The sequence below is a fragment of the Proteus mirabilis HI4320 genome, assembly GCF_000069965.1.
Lineage (GTDB): Bacteria > Pseudomonadota > Gammaproteobacteria > Enterobacterales > Enterobacteriaceae > Proteus > Proteus mirabilis.
The window spans coordinates 3,074,867-3,093,080 of the sequence record NC_010554.1 but is presented as its reverse complement, the minus strand read 5'-3'; the positions used below and the strand labels follow the sequence as shown (position 1 = coordinate 3,093,080).

Here is an 18,214-nt window from a genome sequence, read left to right as displayed (position 1 = left end):
GATATTTTAAAATAAATTTTAATATATAAAATAATATCCCTAAAATACGGGGATATTATTTTCGTCACAAATAACATATCTATTTTAGCTAATTTTTTCACCATTCAATAATTTCTTCACCAGTGGTGCCATGATTAATTCCATCGCTAAGCCTAATTTCCCTCCTGGAACAACAATAGTATTGATAGTCGACATAAATGAACCATGCAACATTGCCAATAGATAGGGGAAATCGATATCCGTTAAGCCACGAAAGCGAATAACAATAAAACTTTCATCCAGTGTTGGAATAGCTTTAGCTGAGAAGGGATTAGAGGTATCCACCGTAGGAACGCGTTGGAAATTGATATGAGTGCGAGAAAACTGTGGAATGATGTAACTGATATAATCATCCATCGAACGTACCACAGAATCTCTCACCGCTTCTTGAGAGTGCCCGCGCTCTGTGGTGTCTCTAATTAATTTTTGTATCCATTCAAGGTTAACAATAGGCACAACACCGACTAATAGGTCAACGTGTTGAGCGACATTATGTTGATCGGTAACGACTCCACCATGCAATCCCTCATAAAATAAAATATCTGTTTTTTCTGGCAATGCTTCCCAAGGTGTAAATGTCCCGGGTAATTGGTTATAAGGGGTTGCTTCATCATAAGAATGAAGATATTTGCGAAATTGCCCTTGCCCTGTTTGGCTATAGTGACTTAGGGTTGAACTTAATAAATTAAAGTCATTGGCTTCAGGGCCAAAATAGCTGATATGCCGTCCTTGCTCTTTCGCTTTTCTAATGGCCATATCCATTTCAGGGCGTGTATAACGGTGAAAACTATCCCCTTCAATAGAGGCTGCATGGGCGTTGAGTTGCTGAAATATTTTACGAAAAGCTTGGCTGGTTGTAGTAGTACCTGCACCACTTGAACCAGTAACAGCAATAATAGGGTGTTTGATTGACATATCATGTTCCTTTTCAAAATAAGGGCTATACCTTATTGTTAAATGTGATGTGATAGTGCCAACTTAGGTAAGATCAATCAGGGCGAAACTGTGCAGCTGGCATAATGTTGACGCTTTCATGAAGCTCAGACCACACTAACACGGCCTCACCCGAGACGAGTTGTTTTTTTACGTCGGCAACTTTCTGTTCAAGCGTTTTCTCTTGCATACCATAATCAGTCCCTTCTCGTAAAACGAAACTTTCAATCAAGTTATCTAGCGTTTCGGTTGATAGTTCTTGCCAAGGGATGATCATTTTACTTTCTCCAAATAGGTTGATAGCCAGTCGGGGATACGTTTTTCAAGCCACATTACAGGCTTAGAGAGTTTTCCACTAACAAAACCTACATGCCCACCAAATTCTGTTAATTGGTATTCAATATTTTTGGGTAATGTTGTGATATCAGGTATCACTTCTGTAGACATAAAGGGATCATCTTTGGCGTGAATGATAAGTGTATTTTTTTTGATCTGATTGAGTAAAGGGAGAGCGCTACATTGACGATAATAATCAAGGGCGTCTTTGAAACCGTGAATTTTTGCCGTGATCAGATCATCAAATTGACGTAACTTTTTAATGGATTTAATGGTTAATAGACTAATAGGTAACGATTGGGGATAGCGGATCAATTTGCGAGTTGCATTGCGTTTTAACCCTTTCAGTAAATACCATTGATAGAAGCGCGAAAATCCTCGCTCTATTTTGGTTGAGCAAGGTTCTAACATCAAAGGTGCGGACACAATAACAGCGGCATCTAATACCGCATTTTCACCACTTTCGGCAAGATAATAGGCCAGCATATTGCCTCCTAAAGAGTAACCTACCGCTGCGGTTGGTTGTTCGCCAAATTGCTCTTTTAACCAATTCAGAAAATAGCGGGCATCTTCTGTTTCACCAGAATGATAAATGCGTTTTTGCCGATTGGGTTCGCCACTGCAGCCTCGAAAATGCATGACAACACCTAGCCATCCTCGCGCTTTCGCCGCGGCTAGCATGCCGTGAACATAAGGGCTATTAAAGTTACCTTCCAAACCATGAAAGATAACTAAACGGGGCTTATGTTGCGCTGTTTTGGGTTCTTCACTCCATGCTAAGTCGACAAAATCATTATCAGGCAAATTAAGCCGTTGCCAATAAGGCGTTAATAGTGGCGTTCTTCGCACTATTCGAGGCAAAAGTGTCTGTAAATGGGGATTCTTAGCCCAAGGTATTGGATCAAAATATTGAGACATAGTTCCGTTTATTAAAATGAATTAATGCTTGTTTGCTAAATAACATACTGCTATTTTCGGTGAAAATAAAACATCTGTCACATCTTTGAGCATTTCACTATGACAAATAGCCTAGTTGTTTCGTTGAGCGTTTTCCTTTTTATTGCAGCTATTACGCCCGGACCTAATAATTTACTATTAACCTCTTCGGGGGCTCATGTTGGTTTAAAACGCTCTTTAACGTTGATGGCAGGCATTATCGTCGGAATGCAATGTGTATTACTTAGCTCTGCGTTTGGTATTGCGACATTATTGATTATTTATCCCGCATTGCATATCGGTTTAAAGATTATTGGTAGCATTTATCTTTGTTGGTTAGCTTGGAAAACAGCAACCGCTTCTTATCAACGATTAGATATTTCAAGTAAAGTGCCCCAAACAGTGACGGCGTTTCAAGGTGGATTATTGCAATTTTTAAATCCAAAAGCTTGGATGATGGGGCTAGGCGCCGTAGGAAGTTTTAGTTTAGCCGGTGATGGTTATTTGGGATCGATTGGTGTGATTAGTGTTGTGATGTTGTTGGTTAATTTTATCGCTGGTATGGTATGGATTTTAGGTGGAACATTTATCAGTCGTTTTTTACAAAGCAGACGAGCATGGTTCTCATTTAATATTATAATGGGGATATTAACCGCCATGTGTATTCCATTGATTTGGATTGAATAAATATAGGCTAAAATAAATGATTTAATTTCTTTTTATTGTTGTAAATAATATTTTTTTTAGTTTAGTTAGTCTCTTGTTTTGTTGTATTGCGTTTAATTAGCTAATTTAGCTATGTTGAGTCATTTTCTACGATTATTATTATACCCAAATATGTTATTTAATCACACATTACACATAATTATTTATTACCGTTGTTGATGATTATCTATTAATAATATTAAGTATGATTAAAGTGTTGTTTTGTGTATTTCTTGATTATTTTATCTTTAATTTTAATCGTAGCTGTGACAAGGAATTATTTATTCCGTTTGATTGACCATAGTTGTTGAGTGTTTATTGGTTGTTTATTTTTATTAACATTAATTTTATGATTATTTATCAATGGGATAAAAAATTTTTATTATGCTATATATTGATATTTAATGGAATTTTATCTGCAGTGATATTAAGGAATAAATTATTTCAAAAAACTAAAAAAAATTTAAGCATTATTTATAATTCGTTTAAAAATAGATGTGCTTATACGTAAAATTTTAGATAAAATCATAAACAGAATTATTATAAAGGTATTGTTAATATTATTAACATTTTCTATTGAGTAGATGATGTTTTTTATTCACTTTACCATCAATAATTAATTATTTAATACAATTAAATTTGTTAATAATTAAATCATTATAAAAATAGTATAATTTAAGTGGATTATGTCATTATGCCTACATTAACGAAGATAGCGTGGATAAAACCAGGGATGGCGACAAATCAACGTAAAATAGCGGATTATATTTTAGAACACCCTGAAAAAATCGTGACTTTATCATCACAGCAATTAGCCGAAATTATGGGAGTCAGCCAATCAGCAATAGTGAAATTTAGTCAAAAGATAGGATTTAAAGGATTTCCTTCTTTAAAGCTGGCTATCAGTGAAGATTTAGGCCGAAAAAATGCTAATTCAGAAAAAAACTCCAGCATATTACATAACCAAATAGACTCAGAGGATAGCCTGGTTGTTATTGCGCAGAAATTAGCACAAGAAAAAAATAATTCAATTCGGGATACCACACGTCAAATTAATTATCACCAGTTTGAACAAGTGATCCAACAGATTGATGACGCCTCTCGGGTACAAATTATAGGTATTGGTGGATCAGGTTTAGTTGCCAGAGATTTAAGTTATAAATTACAGAAAATAGGTATTACGACTTTAATTGAAACTGATCACCATGTACAAATTTCTGTTGCTCAGATGTTAAGCCCTCGGGATTTACAAATTGTGATCTCTTACAGTGGCAAAAGAAAAGATATGCTGGTCGCTGCATCTGTGGCTAAAAAACAAGGTGCTAAAATTATAGCGATCACAGGAGAAAAACATTCACCACTAGGTCTGATGGCCGATTATATATTAGAAACTATTGCTGATGAAGGTGAGTGGCGTAGTGCTGCTATTTCTTCTCGCACTGCACAAAACACCATTACCGATCTTATCTTTATGGCATTATTAAAGAAGCGTGATGAAAATGCGAAGGCTTTAGTATTAAGCTCTCAAGCACTAATTAATAGTCTGGATGATTAATTTATTTGAACTGATTCAAATTTTTAATATTTAAAAGTTAATATTTATACTTATTTCTAAAGTTATTCTCTTTGTAGCCGAAACGTTAGTTATTTAGCACGTGTTTTTTTATTGAGATATCTCATTTCAATGACGAGGAGAGTAACTAATGCGTAACAATCAACCGGTGACACAGCGAGAATATCCGGTAGCTGAAAACGCAACACTGATGTCAACAACCGATGTTAATGGCAATATTATTTATGCTAATGAGGATTTTGTTGAAGTCAGTGGTTTTTCAGCACAAGAGTTAATGGGGCAACCCCATAATATTGTCAGACATCCAGATATTCCTGCTGATGTATTTAGAGACATGTGGAAAACATTAAAACAGGGGGAGGTTTGGACGGGAATAGTTAAAAATAGGCGCAAAAATGGCGATCATTATTGGGTAAGGGCTAATGTCACCCCTATTATTCGTCAAGGTAAAATTCAAAGTTTTATGTCAGTGAGGACGGCGGCAAAAAAAGAAGAAGTAGAACAAGCCGCAGCACTGTATGCCGCTTTTAACCAAGGTAAATATCCCTCTCACACTTTTTCTAAGGGGGTATTCATTTATAAGGGCTGGAAAAGTTGGCGCTCATGGAAACAAACACTCTCACTAAAGCAGCGTGTACGCTTACTTCTCTTATTACCATTTCCTTTTATATTATTAAGTGTTTGGTTTGCTGGTTTAAATGGTTGGGGTTTATTCATTCATACCGCTATCTTACTTTCACTATTGATAGCCAATGAGCGAATTTTTTATTTTCAAGTAGTGAAGCCGATTATGATCCTTAATAAACATGCTAATCGGGTGGCTACAGGTGATGAACACAACGTTGATTATCTTGATCGTATTGATGAAATTGGTATGACTCAACGTTCTGTAAACCAATTAGGGCGGATGTTTCGTTGGCTTGTGAACGATGTCAGTCATCAAATCCATCAAGTTGCTTTTTCTTGTGATCAATTAGCAGCGGGGAATCGTGATCTCTATACGAGGACTGAACAAACTGCAAGTCATGTTGAGACTACTGCGTCAACCATGAATCAATTAACCACAGCGGTGAGTAATAATAGTGAAACGGCAGGGCAGGCTAATAATTTATCTAATATGACTTGCAAGGCAGCAATACAAGGCGGAACAGCAATGGATACTATTGTGCATACGATGGACGATATTGCGAAAAGTTCTGAGCGTATCAGTAATATTATTGGTGTCATTGACAGTATTGCATTTCAAACCAACATATTGGCATTAAACGCTTCGGTGGAAGCCGCCAGAGCAGGAGAGCAAGGACGCGGTTTCTCTGTGGTAGCCAGTGAGGTGCGTAATTTAGCGCAACGCAGTGCAGAGGCGGCAAAAGAGATCAAAGCATTGATTAATACATCAAGTAACAATATTAAGATTGGCTCAAAGCAAGTAAATGAGACGGTGGAAACAATGGAAAATATTGTGGTTCATGTAAAAAATGTCACGAGTCTTATTGGTGAAATCAGCCTTGCATCATCAGAACAAAGTGCAGGATTAAAAGAGCTCGGTCGAGCTGTAGAGCAGTTAGAATCAATAACACATGAAAATGCAGATTATGTCTCTAAAGCGTCATCAATTTCCGGAGAAATGAAAGAACAAACGAATTATTTAGTAAAAGCCATTCATGTATTTCACTAAATAATAAGAAAAGTAGAAGAGAGAAAATAGGTAGAGATCTTACAGATAATATAAAACACCTCATTTTTATGAGGTGTAATTATTTGATTAAATTGTATTAAATAATTAATTATGGAAAAAATAGTGTCTCTTATTTCTTTCATTTGAGATTTTACTATATTTGGATTTTTGATTGTTTTTTGTCCTGACTTAAGTTATATATAAAATATTGAAAATATAAAATAGGAAAATCACATGGCTAACATTATATACATGACCCTAACTGGGGAACAACAAGGATTAATATCTAAAGGGTGTTCAACATATGATTCAATTGGAAATAAATACCAAAAAGGTCATGAGGATGAAATACTTGTATTAGCTATTAGACATTCGATATCTCGAGCCCAAAACTCTCATCATCATCCATTCGAAATAGTAAAACCCATCGATAAATCATCGCCACTGCTAGGTGTCGCCATATCTAATAATGAGTTAATAGATTGCAAACTAGAATTTTTTAGAACTAGTCAAAATGGCGCTCAAGAAAAGTACTACAGTATATCATTACAACAGGCCACCATAAAAAATATAACTTATGATTATCCTAATTCAATATCTCATAATGACAGACAACCGGAAGAAATCATATTGTTAGATTATAGAGATATCACATGGAGGCATTTAGCGGCATCCACATCAGGATATAGTATTAGAGAAGAAAGTATCTACTAAGTAGATGCTTTCTTCTCTAATAGATAAGGTTTTATATCATTTATAATGTCATATAGTTTTTCTTTAGAAATAATAAATATTCCAGTTATATAGCAGTCACTATCGAAGTATTCAAATAACTTATAGTGAACTGAAATGTCGCTAGAGTTTTTTATTTTTTTAAAGGAAATGTTAATTATGTTTCTCTCATCTGTGAATAAACATTTATGACTAACGTTGTTTATAATATCTAAAATATTATCGACAAAATCACTTAATTCAAAATAATAAAATTCACAATTAAAAACATTAAAAAAACCGTTTTTAAGGGTTAATTCTATATTAAAAGTAAATGATTTATCATATTCAGAGTATTGTTCACTATCAATAGAGAAATCGTGTATATCAATAATAGAAAACTTTATATTATTTATTTCATTGTTTATACTAAACATATTACCTCTATTTATACATAAAATGAGTAACGGTCCATGTTTTTTCATCAACAACAACTTCTAAAGTATATTCTTTTACTTCATTTATATTTTTACCATTAAGATTTTTTATTTTTGATGAGTAACGATACTTTTTTATTTTGATAATATATCTTTTAAGTATTAAAGCAGATCTACCTTTAGTGTCTATCCCTCTCTGACCATATCTTATTGCTTTTTCAATAATTGTTATTGGAACATATCTTTCTGCTTCAGCCATGTGAGATGCGGCTTTAGGTGTGAATTTTAAAGTTCTAGGTGATAATCCTATTTTTAGTCGTCCACGTAAAAGTGAAATTAAATGATCTGTTAATTTAATAGTTCCTGCTTTGACTAAAGATGTACCACCTCCTTTAAGTAAAGTAGTGAGCTTCGCTCCATTTTTAACAAACCATCCCCCAAGTAAAATTATATCTAAAGGATCAATTAATGGTGATACTAAAGGTAGTTCATATTTACCTAAATATTCACCAGTTGCATCATAAACATCATAAACTCCAGATATGCCATATAGATAGCCTATGCACATTCCGGAATCTTCATCGACGACAGGTACTGACCCTGATGGTATAGTGTCAGTTAATTCTAGAGCAAAATACTCTCCTTCAACTAATGGTGATTTAAAGTCATAGACTCTACCAATATCATTATAATCAAAAGGTCTAATATTTATATCATCATCCATGCAAATATCCTTATGCTTAATTAACAATTTAGACTCAGATAAGAATCATGATGCGAAATGAGCGAATTTACTACTTAAACTTCTCTGTTAAATACTATAAAAATATTGCAGTATTATTTTAATCGCTAAATCACACATAGTATTAAAGCCCAATTTCACAGTTTATAATAGTATATCAACACCTCATTTTTATGAGGTGTTGATATACATATAAATAGATTAGCACTTGTTAAAAACTTGTCCAATCATCATCTTCATCTTCTTTGAATGTCGATTGGTTATGGTTTTTTGGCTCTTTTATTCTTGAGTCTTGTTGATTTTCTTTTATGGGCGATAACCCAATATTGGCTGATTTCTCAACGGGTTTTGTTAATGTACTCTTCTTCGAAAATAGACTTTCCGCTGTTTTAAATTGCTCAACAATTTGCTCAAGATCACCCGCCTCTTCGGTTAGTAAACTCGCTACAGCAGAAGATTGCTCCACCATTGCGGCATTTTGTTGTGTCGCTTTATCCATTTCAGTGACGGCTAAGGAGACTTGAGAAATGCCTCGCGTTTGTTCTTCTGATGCAGATAGGATCTCAGTCATTGAGCTTTCAACATGTTTAACTGATGTGAGGATCTCATCCATTGAAGTACTGACTTGTTCAACCAGTTGATTACCTTGTTTGACGCGGTTAATCGACGCATCAATAAGCTCTTTGATCTCTTTTGCCGCCTCTGCACTGCGTTGCGCCAATTCTCTTACTTCTGTGGCAACAACAGAAAAACCACGTCCTTGCTCTCCTGCTCTGGCCGCTTCTACCGCAGCATTGAGTGATAATATATTGGTTTGAAAAGCAATGCTGTTGATAACCGTTGTGATCTCGCCAATCTTTTGAGAGCTTTGTGCAATATCGTTCATGGTTTTTACCATTCTATGGGTAACATCCCCCCCTTTACTGGCAATATTAGAGGTTTGATTGATAAGGTGTGATACTTCACGAGCACTTTCAGTATTATTTTTTACTGTGGCGGTTAGTTGCTCCATACTAGAAGCGGTTTCTTCTAAAGCACTCGCTTGCTCTTGAGTACGACTAGATAGATCGTTATTACCAGCACTGAGCTCTTGTACACCATTATAAATATGATGACTTGTTCCGCGAATAGCATTGACTATCAGTGATAATTCAGACCGCATATACTGTATTCCATTAATAAGTTGGTCTATCTCATTATTACCTTTGGCTTTTATGGTGCTATTTTCAAGTAAATTCCCTTGTGAGATATCTGACATATAATCAATGACTTGTTTAATACGTAACACGATATGGTGGCGTATCCACAACATGACAAACACCGTAAATAAGATAAATACCGACATAAAAATAAACGCGAAGATCAACGCGCGTTGATAATTACCCTGTGCGGCTTCTATAGCGTGGTTGACGACATTATCACTAAGATGATCCGTTGCCTCATAAAGTGATTGTGTGAACCGCTCATTCGTATTGTGAGCATAAAGAGATTGGAAACCGTAATAATCTCGTATTTCTAAACATGAAACGAGCTGGTCAAGATCGTAAATGACACGCTGAAATAGTTTTTTCATTTTCGCCACTTTTTCGCGATCAAAATCGGCATTTTCAGCGGAGGTAAAATATTGGGTAATAATGCTAGAGACTTCTTTTTTTCGTTGAGGGTAAGAGGAGAGGAAATCTGTAATTTTGCTTTCAGCAAGATCTGGGGTGAGATGAGCATCAAACATTACATTAAGCATATCTTCACGTAATTTATTTAATGCGGCATAACCATAATCCATGGTTTTTATCTGTTCAAAACCATCGGCTAACTGTGAAATTCGCTTATTAGTTAAATAAGCATCACGAATGCCTGTAGCACCAGAAAACAACTGAATGGCACAAAACAAGATCAAAATAAACATTAAGCCACTAGATATTTTTATTCGTTTAAGCATAGCCTTACCTATTTCATTAATTTGTAGGATAAAGAGCAAGGAACGACAAACATACATCAGTTAAATTTATTCGGCTTAATAATTGAAAACTTTACTTTTTTTATCTATTTTGTGACTGAAAACGACTTATTTTGCTTTTTTTCGCTTTAATTAACCGCTAATAACTAAAATTTTCTAATGATTGGTGTAAGGTGCTAGAGGAAAAAAATGATTTATTAGCAAGGCGAATTATTAGTAATTAAAAGTTTCTAATGATTGATGAGAAAGAAAAATATCAGCAATCAAAGTGCTGTCTGACTTTTATAACCTATATAGAATGGGAAAATTTATAATTGATTTTAAGAAATACCTCCAATCTTATTTGATTGAAGGTATTAACGGTAGAGGTCTTTAATACAGATGTAACGTGTTATTTAAACGTTGTCGCAGGTTAATATTATTGTAGGTTATTTAGCTTAAAAACTTTCCCAATTGTCATCGGCTTCATGATGATGGGATTTTATTGTGGATGTTGTTGCTGTTTTTGTTATTTCCGGTTCAGCTGGCTTAGCCGAGAATGTTGGTGATCGTGGTGATGTAACCGCGACTTGTTCTACCTTGAAGGTATTTACAATCATATCTAACATTGAGGCTTGTTCACTTAGTGTTGCTGAAGCCGCTGTAGATTGTTCCACCATCGCGGCATTTTGTTGTGTCGCTTTATCCATTTCATTAACTGCAAGGCTAATCTGAGCAATGCCACGAGTTTGCTCTTCTGATGCTGCTAAAATCTCTTTCATCGAGCCTGATACATGGTTAACTGATGTGACGATCTCTCCCATAGATAAGCTGACTTGTTCGACAAGATCATTACCCTGTTTTACTCGTAAAATAGTTGATTCAATGAGTTCTTTTATCTCTTTTGCCGCCTCCGCACTACGTTGCGCCAAATTACGTACCTCACTGGCTACCACAGAAAAACCGCGTCCTTGCTCACCGGCTCTGGCTGCTTCTACTGCGGCATTGAGTGCTAATATATTGGTTTGAAAAGCGATATCATCAATCACTGCGGTGATCTCACCAATTTTTTGCGAACGATCGGCAATGTCTGTCATGGTCATCACCATCTTATTGCTATGCTCACCACCTTGAACGGCAATATCTGCTGTGCTCATGACTAACTGAGTGACTTCACGTGCGCTTTCGGTATTATTTCTGACTGTTGCGGTAAGCTGTTCCATACTGGAAGCCGTTTCTTCTAAAGCACTGGCTTGTTCTTCGGTACGACTTGATAAATCGTTATTACCTGCGGCAATTTCTTGAACACCACTATAAATCGTTGTACTACTGTTACGGATAGCGCTAACCATTTCTTTTAAGCGCGCTCGCATTTGTTGTAAACCCAACATAAGTTGGTCTATTTCATTGCGGCCTGTAATATCATGGTCAATGCGACTAATTAAATCTCCACTAGCAATCGCCTCTTGATATTCAATCATTTGGTTAATGCGTACAATAATATGTTTACGGATCCAAAAGAGCACTAATGTCGTAAATATCAGGAATATGCCCATGAATAGGGAGGCTATCCATAGCATCTCGTGATAGTTATCTTCTGCTTCAATCACTGACGGATTAACAACGTCATCAGTAATGAAATCTGTTGCTTCATATAATGAATTAGTGAAGTTATCGTTGGCTGGACTTTTTAAGATCAAACGAATTGCATTGGTATTACGTTCATTTAAATATTGCACAAGAAGATCTAAGTCATAACGACTTTTTTGATAAAGTTGTTTGATCTCTGCCATGCGTTGCTGATCAAATCCAGTTTGTGCAGATAGTTCGACATATTCATTCATCAACGTATCCACCTCTGCCTTACGTGCATCCATTGTTTGCATGAATGTAGTAATATTGGCATCTTCCACCTGTGGATTAGCAATATAACTAAACGCCTGCGCAATAATATCAGTACGTAAAGTATTTAACGCCGCGTAGGTGTTATCCATAGTGCGTAACTGGTCGAAACTGTATGAGATTTGTTTTAATTTGTTTTGAGTTTGGTAGGCATCGTGAATGCTTTGTACTCCAGATATTACCTGAATAATACAAAACAGAGTCAGGACACACATTAAACCTTGAGAGATTTTAATTCGTTTTAACATAACCCTACCTATTAGCTTGGCCTTTTTCTTCGCCAGTGGGAGCTCCACTTAGCAGAATGATTAATTCGGCTGGTAGATTAAAAACTTTAGCTAGAAAATGAGTATTTCCCTTACTTAATACAAATAATGGGTAAATAAATGATAGATAACTATTTAAATTGGATAATTGCGTACAAGGTGAGGATATAATTTTGTGTAAAACGTGCTAATGTGACAGGAAATAAAGGCGTTAAGTTAAATGAGTTATATAAATTTTTTAAATGTATTTTAATGAAAAGGAACTATATTATTTTAATAGTTCCTTTTTAGGCATTAATGAAAAATAGTTATTGAGACTCAAAAGCGTTGGTCATCTCTTCTAGTTTTTCTTGTAATTCCATCCACGCCATCTCAACTTCTTCTAAAGCCGATTTGGCAATACTTTGACGGCTTAAGCAATCGGTAAGCGTCGCCTTGTTCTTCGCTTCATAAATTTGACTATCAGAAAGCTCAGTTTCGATGGCGGTCAGCTCTTGGCTAAGCTTATCCATTTTACTTTCTAATGTGGTTAGCTTTTTGCGCAAAGGTTGAGTTTGTTGTCTAAACTCCGCCTCTTTACGCTTTTGCTCTTTTTTATCTTGAGCCGTTAAGTTAGAGACGTTTGTTGTTTCTTGATCGGGTTGCGTTTTATTAGCTTGAGTCTCTTGGCGATTTTGATCAACTAACCACTGCTGATAATCATCAAGATCGCCTTCAAATGGCTCTACTTGACCGTCATGGACGAGATATAAATCGTCTGTGGTTGAGCGTAATAAATGCCTGTCATGGGATACCACAACAATCGCACCTTCAAAGCTAATTAGCGCTTGTGTTAATGCTTGTCGCATATCTAAATCAAGGTGGTTGGTTGGTTCATCCATTAGTAGTAAATTTGGGCGTTGCCAAACCAGTAGCGATAAAACTAAACGTGCTTTTTCACCACCAGAAAATTGGCCACATGCATCGGTGACTTTATCACCATGGAAACCAAACCCTCCTAGATAATCACGTAATTTTTGCTCAGTCTCTTGTGGCGCTAAACGAGTTAAATGTTGTAATGCAGATTCATCGGCACGTAAATATTCCAGCTGATGCTGGGCGAAATAACCTAATTTGATCCCTTTGGAAAGGGCAACCTTTCCTTGTAGTGGAGCTAATTCTCCAGCTAACAGCTTAATTAATGTAGATTTACCTGCACCATTACGGCCTAAGAGCCCAATTCGTGAGCCGGGAATTAAGTTAAGTTTGATGTTATTAAGGATAATCTTATCACCGTAACCGGCACTGACTTTTTCCATAGACAGAAGCGGATTTGGTAAGCTTTCTGGTTGGCGAAAACTAAACTGGAACGGGTTATCTGAGTGCGCAGGCGCCACTCGCTCCATACGTTCAAGCATTTTGACACGGCTTTGTGCCTGTTTGGCTTTAGTTGCTTTCGCCTTAAAGCGGTCAATAAAACTTTGTAAATGGGCAATTTTTGCTTGCTGATTTTCAAAGAGTGCTTGTTGTTGTGCCAATTTTGTTGCACGTTGCATTTCAAACGAAGAGTAGTTACCTGAATATTCAAATATTTTCTCTTGTTCAATATGTAAGATTTTATCCACAATCGGATCAAGAAAATCTCGGTCGTGGGAAATTAAAATCAACGTACCATTATAACTTTTTAGCCATTTTTCTAGCCAAATTACCGCATCTAAATCTAAGTGGTTAGTCGGTTCATCAAGTAGTAATAGATCAGAACGACAAATTAGTGCCTGTGCTAAGTTTAAGCGCATTCGCCAACCACCAGAAAATGATTTTACTGGCTCAGTGAGTTGTTGTTGGCTGAATCCCAAGCCATTAAGTAATGTGGCTGCACGTGATTGGATAGTCCACGCATTAATAGCATCGAGTTGGCCGTGGATCAGGGCAATAGCATGACCATCGTTATTGTCGTTCGCCTGTTGTAGACGACGCTCCAATTCGCGGTATTCTCTATCACCATCAATAACATAATCAATGGCAGGAACGTCTAAAGCGGGTGTCTCTTGATTTACCCATGCCATTGACCAAGTGCTAGGAAATGTCACATTACCCGCTTCAGCTTGTAGATCCCCTTTTAATAAAGAGAGCAGTGTGGTTTTGCCACAGCCATTTTTACCCACAAGACCAATCTTTTGTCCTGGATTAATCGTTGCGCTGGCATTATCAAGTAATACCCTGACACCGCGGCGAATTTGCAAAGAAGAAAAAACAATCATAAATGTCGTCTATTAAGAGTATGTAAATTAATATATAGAGTAAGTTGTTCGTAACAGTTGGTCACAATGCGTGCATGGTAACGGAAAAAAAGGTTTCTGACACGTTTTGTAAGGAGGAATGATGTCAAACGCATCAAATGTTTTACTGGTGTATGTCCATCCCGAGCCGCGTCAATCTATCGCCAATAAAGCGTTGTTGCGTGCGGTGAGGGATCTGGAAAATATAACAATTCATGATTTATATGCCACTTACCCTGATTTTTTTATCGATATTCACCGTGAGCAAGCACTATTGTGTCAACATCAAGTCATTGTATTTCAGTTTCCATTACAAACTTATAGTTGTCCTGCGCTATTAAAAGAGTGGCAAGATAGAGTGCTCACGCGTCCTTTTGCTAATAAAGTTGGACGAGCTCAACTTAAAGGAAAAACATTCCGTTGTGTGGTGACTACTGGTGAGCCTGAACATGCTTATCAACATAATGGTAAAAATCACTACACACTATCTGAATTATTGCGTCCTATCGAGTTAATGGCGGAAATGTGTGGTATGCGCTGGTTATCGCCGATGATTATTTACTCCGCAAGGCAACAGTCCAAAACAACACTAGGGCATATTAGTGATGCTTATCGCCAATGGTTACAAGCACCGTTAGAGGGGGAACACGCGGATGGAAGGTAATTGGATGATAAAAGCCGTGCTGTTTTTCTTATGTGCTGCCGTGATTATGGTCCCCATTGCACAACGCTTAAAAATTGGTGCGGTATTAGGCTATTTAATTGCTGGTATTGCGATTGGCCCTTGGGGATTAGGGTTATTTAAAGATGTTGATTACATCTTACACTTTTCTGAATTAGGGGTTGTTTTTTTAATGTTCCTGATTGGGCTGGAGTTAAATCCAGCTAAGCTTTGGGAGTTACGGCGAGCAATATTTGGTGTCGGCGCCATGCAGGTTGTCTTTACTGCATCTGTTATCACAGGGCTACTTTTACTCTTAACTTCTTTTTCGTGGCAAGCAGCATTGATTGGTGGCCTAGGTATCGCCATGTCATCAACTGCGATGGCTTTACAATTGATGAATGAAAAAGGAATGAATCATAACGAAGGAGGGCAGTTGGGTTTTGCGGTTTTACTCTTTCAAGATATGGCCGTTATTCCTATTCTTGCGGTGATCCCTTTACTTGCTGGCGAAACAGCCAGTAGTGATTGGTATCGTATTGCCCTAAAAATAGTCTCATTCGCTGCATTATTAATTTGTGGCCGCTATTTATTGCGCCCACTATTTCGCTTAATTGTTAAATCGGGTGTGAGAGAAGTTTTTACCGCCGGTGCGCTATTAGTGGTATTAGGGTCAGCACTCTTTATGGAAATGATTGGCTTTTCCATGGCGATGGGAACTTTTATTGCAGGGGTATTATTAGCTGACTCTGAATATCGTCATGAATTAGAAATCTCGATTGAACCTTTTAAAGGCTTATTGTTAGGGTTGTTTTTTATCTCCGTCGGCATGTCCCTCGATATAGGTATATTGTGGCATTATTTACCGCAAGTGTTACTGGGCGTTGTCATTTTAGTCTTGATTAAAGGGTTGGTACTTTATGGTATCGCTTGGTTAGCGAGATTACGCTTTTCGACACGTTTGCAATTTTCAGCCGTATTAAGCCAAGGCGGTGAATTTGCTTTTGTTGTTTTTTCTACCTCTATGGCGATGGGGGTATTAAATAGTGAACAGATGGCATTGCTTTTGGTTGTCGTAACGCTTTCAATGATGACTACGCCACTTGTGATGCAAATGACAGACGCCGTGTTATCGCGCCGTTATAATGATGCAAAGATAGACGAAGAGCCTTTTGTTGAAAATAACCATCCAGAAGTGATCCTGGTGGGCTTTGGTCGTATGGGACAGGTAGTCGGGCGCCTACTTATGGCAAATAAAGTCAATGTGACCGTATTAGAGCATGACGTTGGTAGTTTAAGTACCATGCGTAAATATGGTTATAAAGTTTATTATGGCGATGCGACAGACTTGAATTTATTACGTGCTGCGGGGGCTGAACACGCGAAAGCCATTGTGATCACCAGTAATGAGCCTGAAGCGACAATGGAAATTGTCCATTTATGCCAGCGCCATTTTCCTCAATTACAAATTATTGCCAGAGCAAGAGGACGGGTTGAAGCACATGAGCTGTTAAAAGCAGGGGTAACAGAGTTTAGTCGAGAAACCTTCTCGAGTGCTTTAGAGCTAGGACGTAAAACTTTAATTGAACTTGGTATGCATCCACATCAGGCCTATCGTGCACAACAGCATTTTCGTCGTCTAGATATGCAGTTATTAAGAAAGTTGGTGGACGAATCACCCGAAGAAGTCTCGAATGTTTCACGTGTTAAAGAGGCTCGTCGTGAATTAGAAGAGCTGTTTAATGAAGAGATGAGACAAGAGCACCACCAGCCTGATATTTGGGACGAATCGTTAACTGATGCTATCCCTCAAGTAAATAGAGAAAAAAGACCCATTGATAAACAGGAGAACTGACCCCATGTCTGCAACCCGTAAGCGTTTTATTGCTGGCGCAGTATGTCCCCACTGTCAAGCCCAAGATACACTCAAAATGTGGCGAGAAGATAAAGTGGATATTGTGGAATGCGCTCAATGTGGTCATCAGCAAAGGCAAACAGACGGTGAGGTGAGTGCACTTGTGCGTGAAAATGAACAGGTCATCGGGATCTTTACACCACAATAATTGTAGGTTTTTTTGATATAACCCGATACAGACGATTTATTTTTCGTTACAATCGGGAAAATTTTGCCCACGGGTATGTAGGAGATGTCATGAAAGTAGCAAACGACTTGGTAGTTAGTCTGGCTTATCAAGTAAGAACAGAAGACGGTGTTTTAGTTGATGAGTCCCCGGTGAGTGCACCGCTAGACTATCTACATGGCCGTGGTTCTTTAATCAGTGGTTTAGAAAATGCATTAACGGGTCGTGAAGTTGGTGAGAAGTTCGACGTTGAAGTCGCTTCTGATGACGCATATGGCCAATACGATGAAAACTTAGTTCAACGTGTACCGAAAGATGTTTTTGTTGGTGTTGATGAGTTAGAAGTGGGTATGCGCTTCTTAGCTGATACAGATCAAGGCCCAGTACCAGTAGAAATTACCGGTATTGAGGGTGACGAAGTTATCGTTGATGGTAACCACATGTTAGCGGGTCAAAACCTGAAGTTTCATGTAGAAATCGTTGCTATCCGTGAAGCCACGGAAGAAGAATTAGCTCATGGTCATGTTCATGGTGAAGATGAAGGTCATGAGTGTTGTGGCGGACATGGCCACGGTGAAGAAGGCGGATGCTGTGGTGGTGGTCATGGTCATGGTCATGATCACGATCACGGTGAAGAAGGTGGATGTTGTGGTGGCGGTCATGGAAAAGGTGGTCACGGCCACGGTCATGGCGGTTGTGGTTGCCAACATTAATCTTGTGAAACCATTGAAAAAGGAGCGTGATAACGCTCCTTTTTTGTTCTTGCCTACAGTCTCACTTGAAGTTAATAATGAGGTGGTGGGGTCTCATCTTCAGGGCGAGCGAGCATTGATGATTGGGATGACTTCAATCGTTCGGTGACGATTTTTAAGGCCTCTTTAAAACGACTAATTTCAATTTGTTGTTGTGTGACCACCTGATTTAACTCTTCGATGGTGGCATCTTGGAAAGCAATTTTACTCTCTAATTGAATAAGTAACTCTTCTATTTCCTTAATGTCCATGGTTTTTTCTCCTTGTTATG

17 protein-coding genes are annotated in these 18,214 nt (G+C 37.5%); 8 read left to right on the top strand and 9 right to left on the bottom strand.

Annotated features, from left to right (window positions below; genetic code table 11):
• Window positions 1-84 precede the first annotated feature (84 nt).
• The 3 genes from PMI_RS13920 to PMI_RS13910 form a co-directional block, all read right to left on the bottom strand.
• Window positions 85-954 (bottom strand): phosphoribulokinase, encoded by an 870-nt coding sequence (locus PMI_RS13920; RefSeq protein WP_004246875.1) that lies wholly within the window; start codon window positions 952-954, stop codon window positions 85-87.
• Window positions 955-1,027: 73 nt separating this feature from the next.
• Entirely contained in the window at window positions 1,028-1,249 is a 222-nt protein-coding gene (locus tag PMI_RS13915; protein WP_004246876.1) for a YheU family protein, read from the bottom strand.
• Complete coding sequence (locus PMI_RS13910; RefSeq protein WP_004246877.1) at window positions 1,246-2,226, bottom strand: hydrolase; 981 nt, start codon at window positions 2,224-2,226, stop codon at window positions 1,246-1,248. Before PMI_RS13910 ends, PMI_RS13915 begins: the two co-directional genes overlap by 4 nt.
• A gap of 99 nt (window positions 2,227-2,325) precedes the next feature.
• On the opposite strand from PMI_RS13910, the gene PMI_RS13905 reads away from it, so the two are divergent.
• The 4 genes from PMI_RS13905 (at window position 2,326) to PMI_RS13890 (ending at window position 6,911) form a co-directional block, all read left to right on the top strand.
• On the top strand, window positions 2,326-2,931 hold the full coding sequence (locus tag PMI_RS13905; protein WP_012368518.1) for a LysE family translocator: 606 nt from the start codon (window positions 2,326-2,328) through the stop codon (window positions 2,929-2,931).
• Window positions 2,932-3,643: 712 nt separating this feature from the next.
• A complete protein-coding gene (locus tag PMI_RS13900; protein ID WP_004246879.1) occupies window positions 3,644-4,504 on the top strand; it encodes an SIS domain-containing protein in 861 nt (286 codons plus the stop codon).
• Window positions 4,505-4,652: 148 nt separating this feature from the next.
• The gene (locus PMI_RS13895; RefSeq protein WP_012368517.1) at window positions 4,653-6,197 is read left to right on the top strand and encodes a methyl-accepting chemotaxis protein; all 1,545 of its coding nucleotides are present in this window, start codon (window positions 4,653-4,655) and stop codon (window positions 6,195-6,197) included.
• A gap of 234 nt (window positions 6,198-6,431) precedes the next feature.
• Window positions 6,432-6,911, top strand: a complete 480-nt coding sequence (locus PMI_RS13890; RefSeq protein ID WP_004249111.1) for an Hcp family type VI secretion system effector — start codon at window positions 6,432-6,434, stop codon at window positions 6,909-6,911.
• Here PMI_RS13890 and PMI_RS13885 read toward each other — a convergent pair.
• From PMI_RS13885 to PMI_RS13865, 5 genes are all read right to left on the bottom strand, one after another.
• Entirely contained in the window at window positions 6,908-7,345 is a 438-nt protein-coding gene (locus tag PMI_RS13885) for a hypothetical protein (RefSeq protein ID WP_004249112.1), read from the bottom strand. The genes PMI_RS13890 and PMI_RS13885 overlap by 4 nt on opposite strands.
• A gap of 7 nt (window positions 7,346-7,352) precedes the next feature.
• Complete coding sequence (locus tag PMI_RS13880; protein ID WP_012368516.1) at window positions 7,353-8,069, bottom strand: hypothetical protein; 717 nt, start codon at window positions 8,067-8,069, stop codon at window positions 7,353-7,355.
• Window positions 8,070-8,298: 229 nt separating this feature from the next.
• Entirely contained in the window at window positions 8,299-10,026 is a 1,728-nt protein-coding gene (locus PMI_RS13875; protein ID WP_012368515.1) for a methyl-accepting chemotaxis protein, read from the bottom strand.
• Between the two features lie 455 nt (window positions 10,027-10,481).
• A complete protein-coding gene (locus tag PMI_RS13870; protein ID WP_012368514.1) occupies window positions 10,482-12,173 on the bottom strand; it encodes a methyl-accepting chemotaxis protein in 1,692 nt (563 codons plus the stop codon).
• A gap of 326 nt (window positions 12,174-12,499) precedes the next feature.
• Window positions 12,500-14,431, bottom strand: coding sequence for an ABC transporter ATP-binding protein (locus PMI_RS13865; protein WP_012368513.1), 1,932 nt, complete (start codon window positions 14,429-14,431; stop codon window positions 12,500-12,502).
• A 121-nt stretch (window positions 14,432-14,552) separates the two neighbouring features.
• Here PMI_RS13865 and kefG point away from each other — a divergent pair, with 121 nt between their 5' ends.
• From kefG to slyD, 4 genes are all read left to right on the top strand, one after another.
• Complete coding sequence (gene kefG, locus PMI_RS13860; RefSeq protein ID WP_004246884.1) at window positions 14,553-15,113, top strand: glutathione-regulated potassium-efflux system ancillary protein KefG; 561 nt, start codon at window positions 14,553-14,555, stop codon at window positions 15,111-15,113.
• Window positions 15,103-16,965 carry a glutathione-regulated potassium-efflux system protein KefB gene (gene kefB, locus PMI_RS13855; RefSeq protein ID WP_041707101.1) on the top strand — a complete coding sequence of 621 codons (1,863 nt, stop codon included), beginning with the start codon at window positions 15,103-15,105 and terminating at the stop codon, window positions 16,963-16,965. The genes kefG and kefB overlap by 11 nt, the downstream gene beginning before the upstream one ends.
• A 4-nt stretch (window positions 16,966-16,969) precedes the next feature.
• Complete coding sequence (locus PMI_RS13850) at window positions 16,970-17,173, top strand: YheV family putative zinc ribbon protein (protein ID WP_004246886.1); 204 nt, start codon at window positions 16,970-16,972, stop codon at window positions 17,171-17,173.
• An 89-nt stretch (window positions 17,174-17,262) separates the two neighbouring features.
• Window positions 17,263-17,904, top strand: a complete 642-nt coding sequence (slyD, locus tag PMI_RS13845) for a peptidylprolyl isomerase (protein ID WP_012368511.1) — start codon at window positions 17,263-17,265, stop codon at window positions 17,902-17,904.
• Window positions 17,905-17,975: 71 nt separating this feature from the next.
• Here slyD and PMI_RS13840 read toward each other — a convergent pair whose 3' ends face one another.
• Window positions 17,976-18,194, bottom strand: a complete 219-nt coding sequence (locus PMI_RS13840; RefSeq protein ID WP_004246888.1) for a SlyX family protein — start codon at window positions 18,192-18,194, stop codon at window positions 17,976-17,978.
• Window positions 18,195-18,214 lie beyond the last annotated feature (20 nt).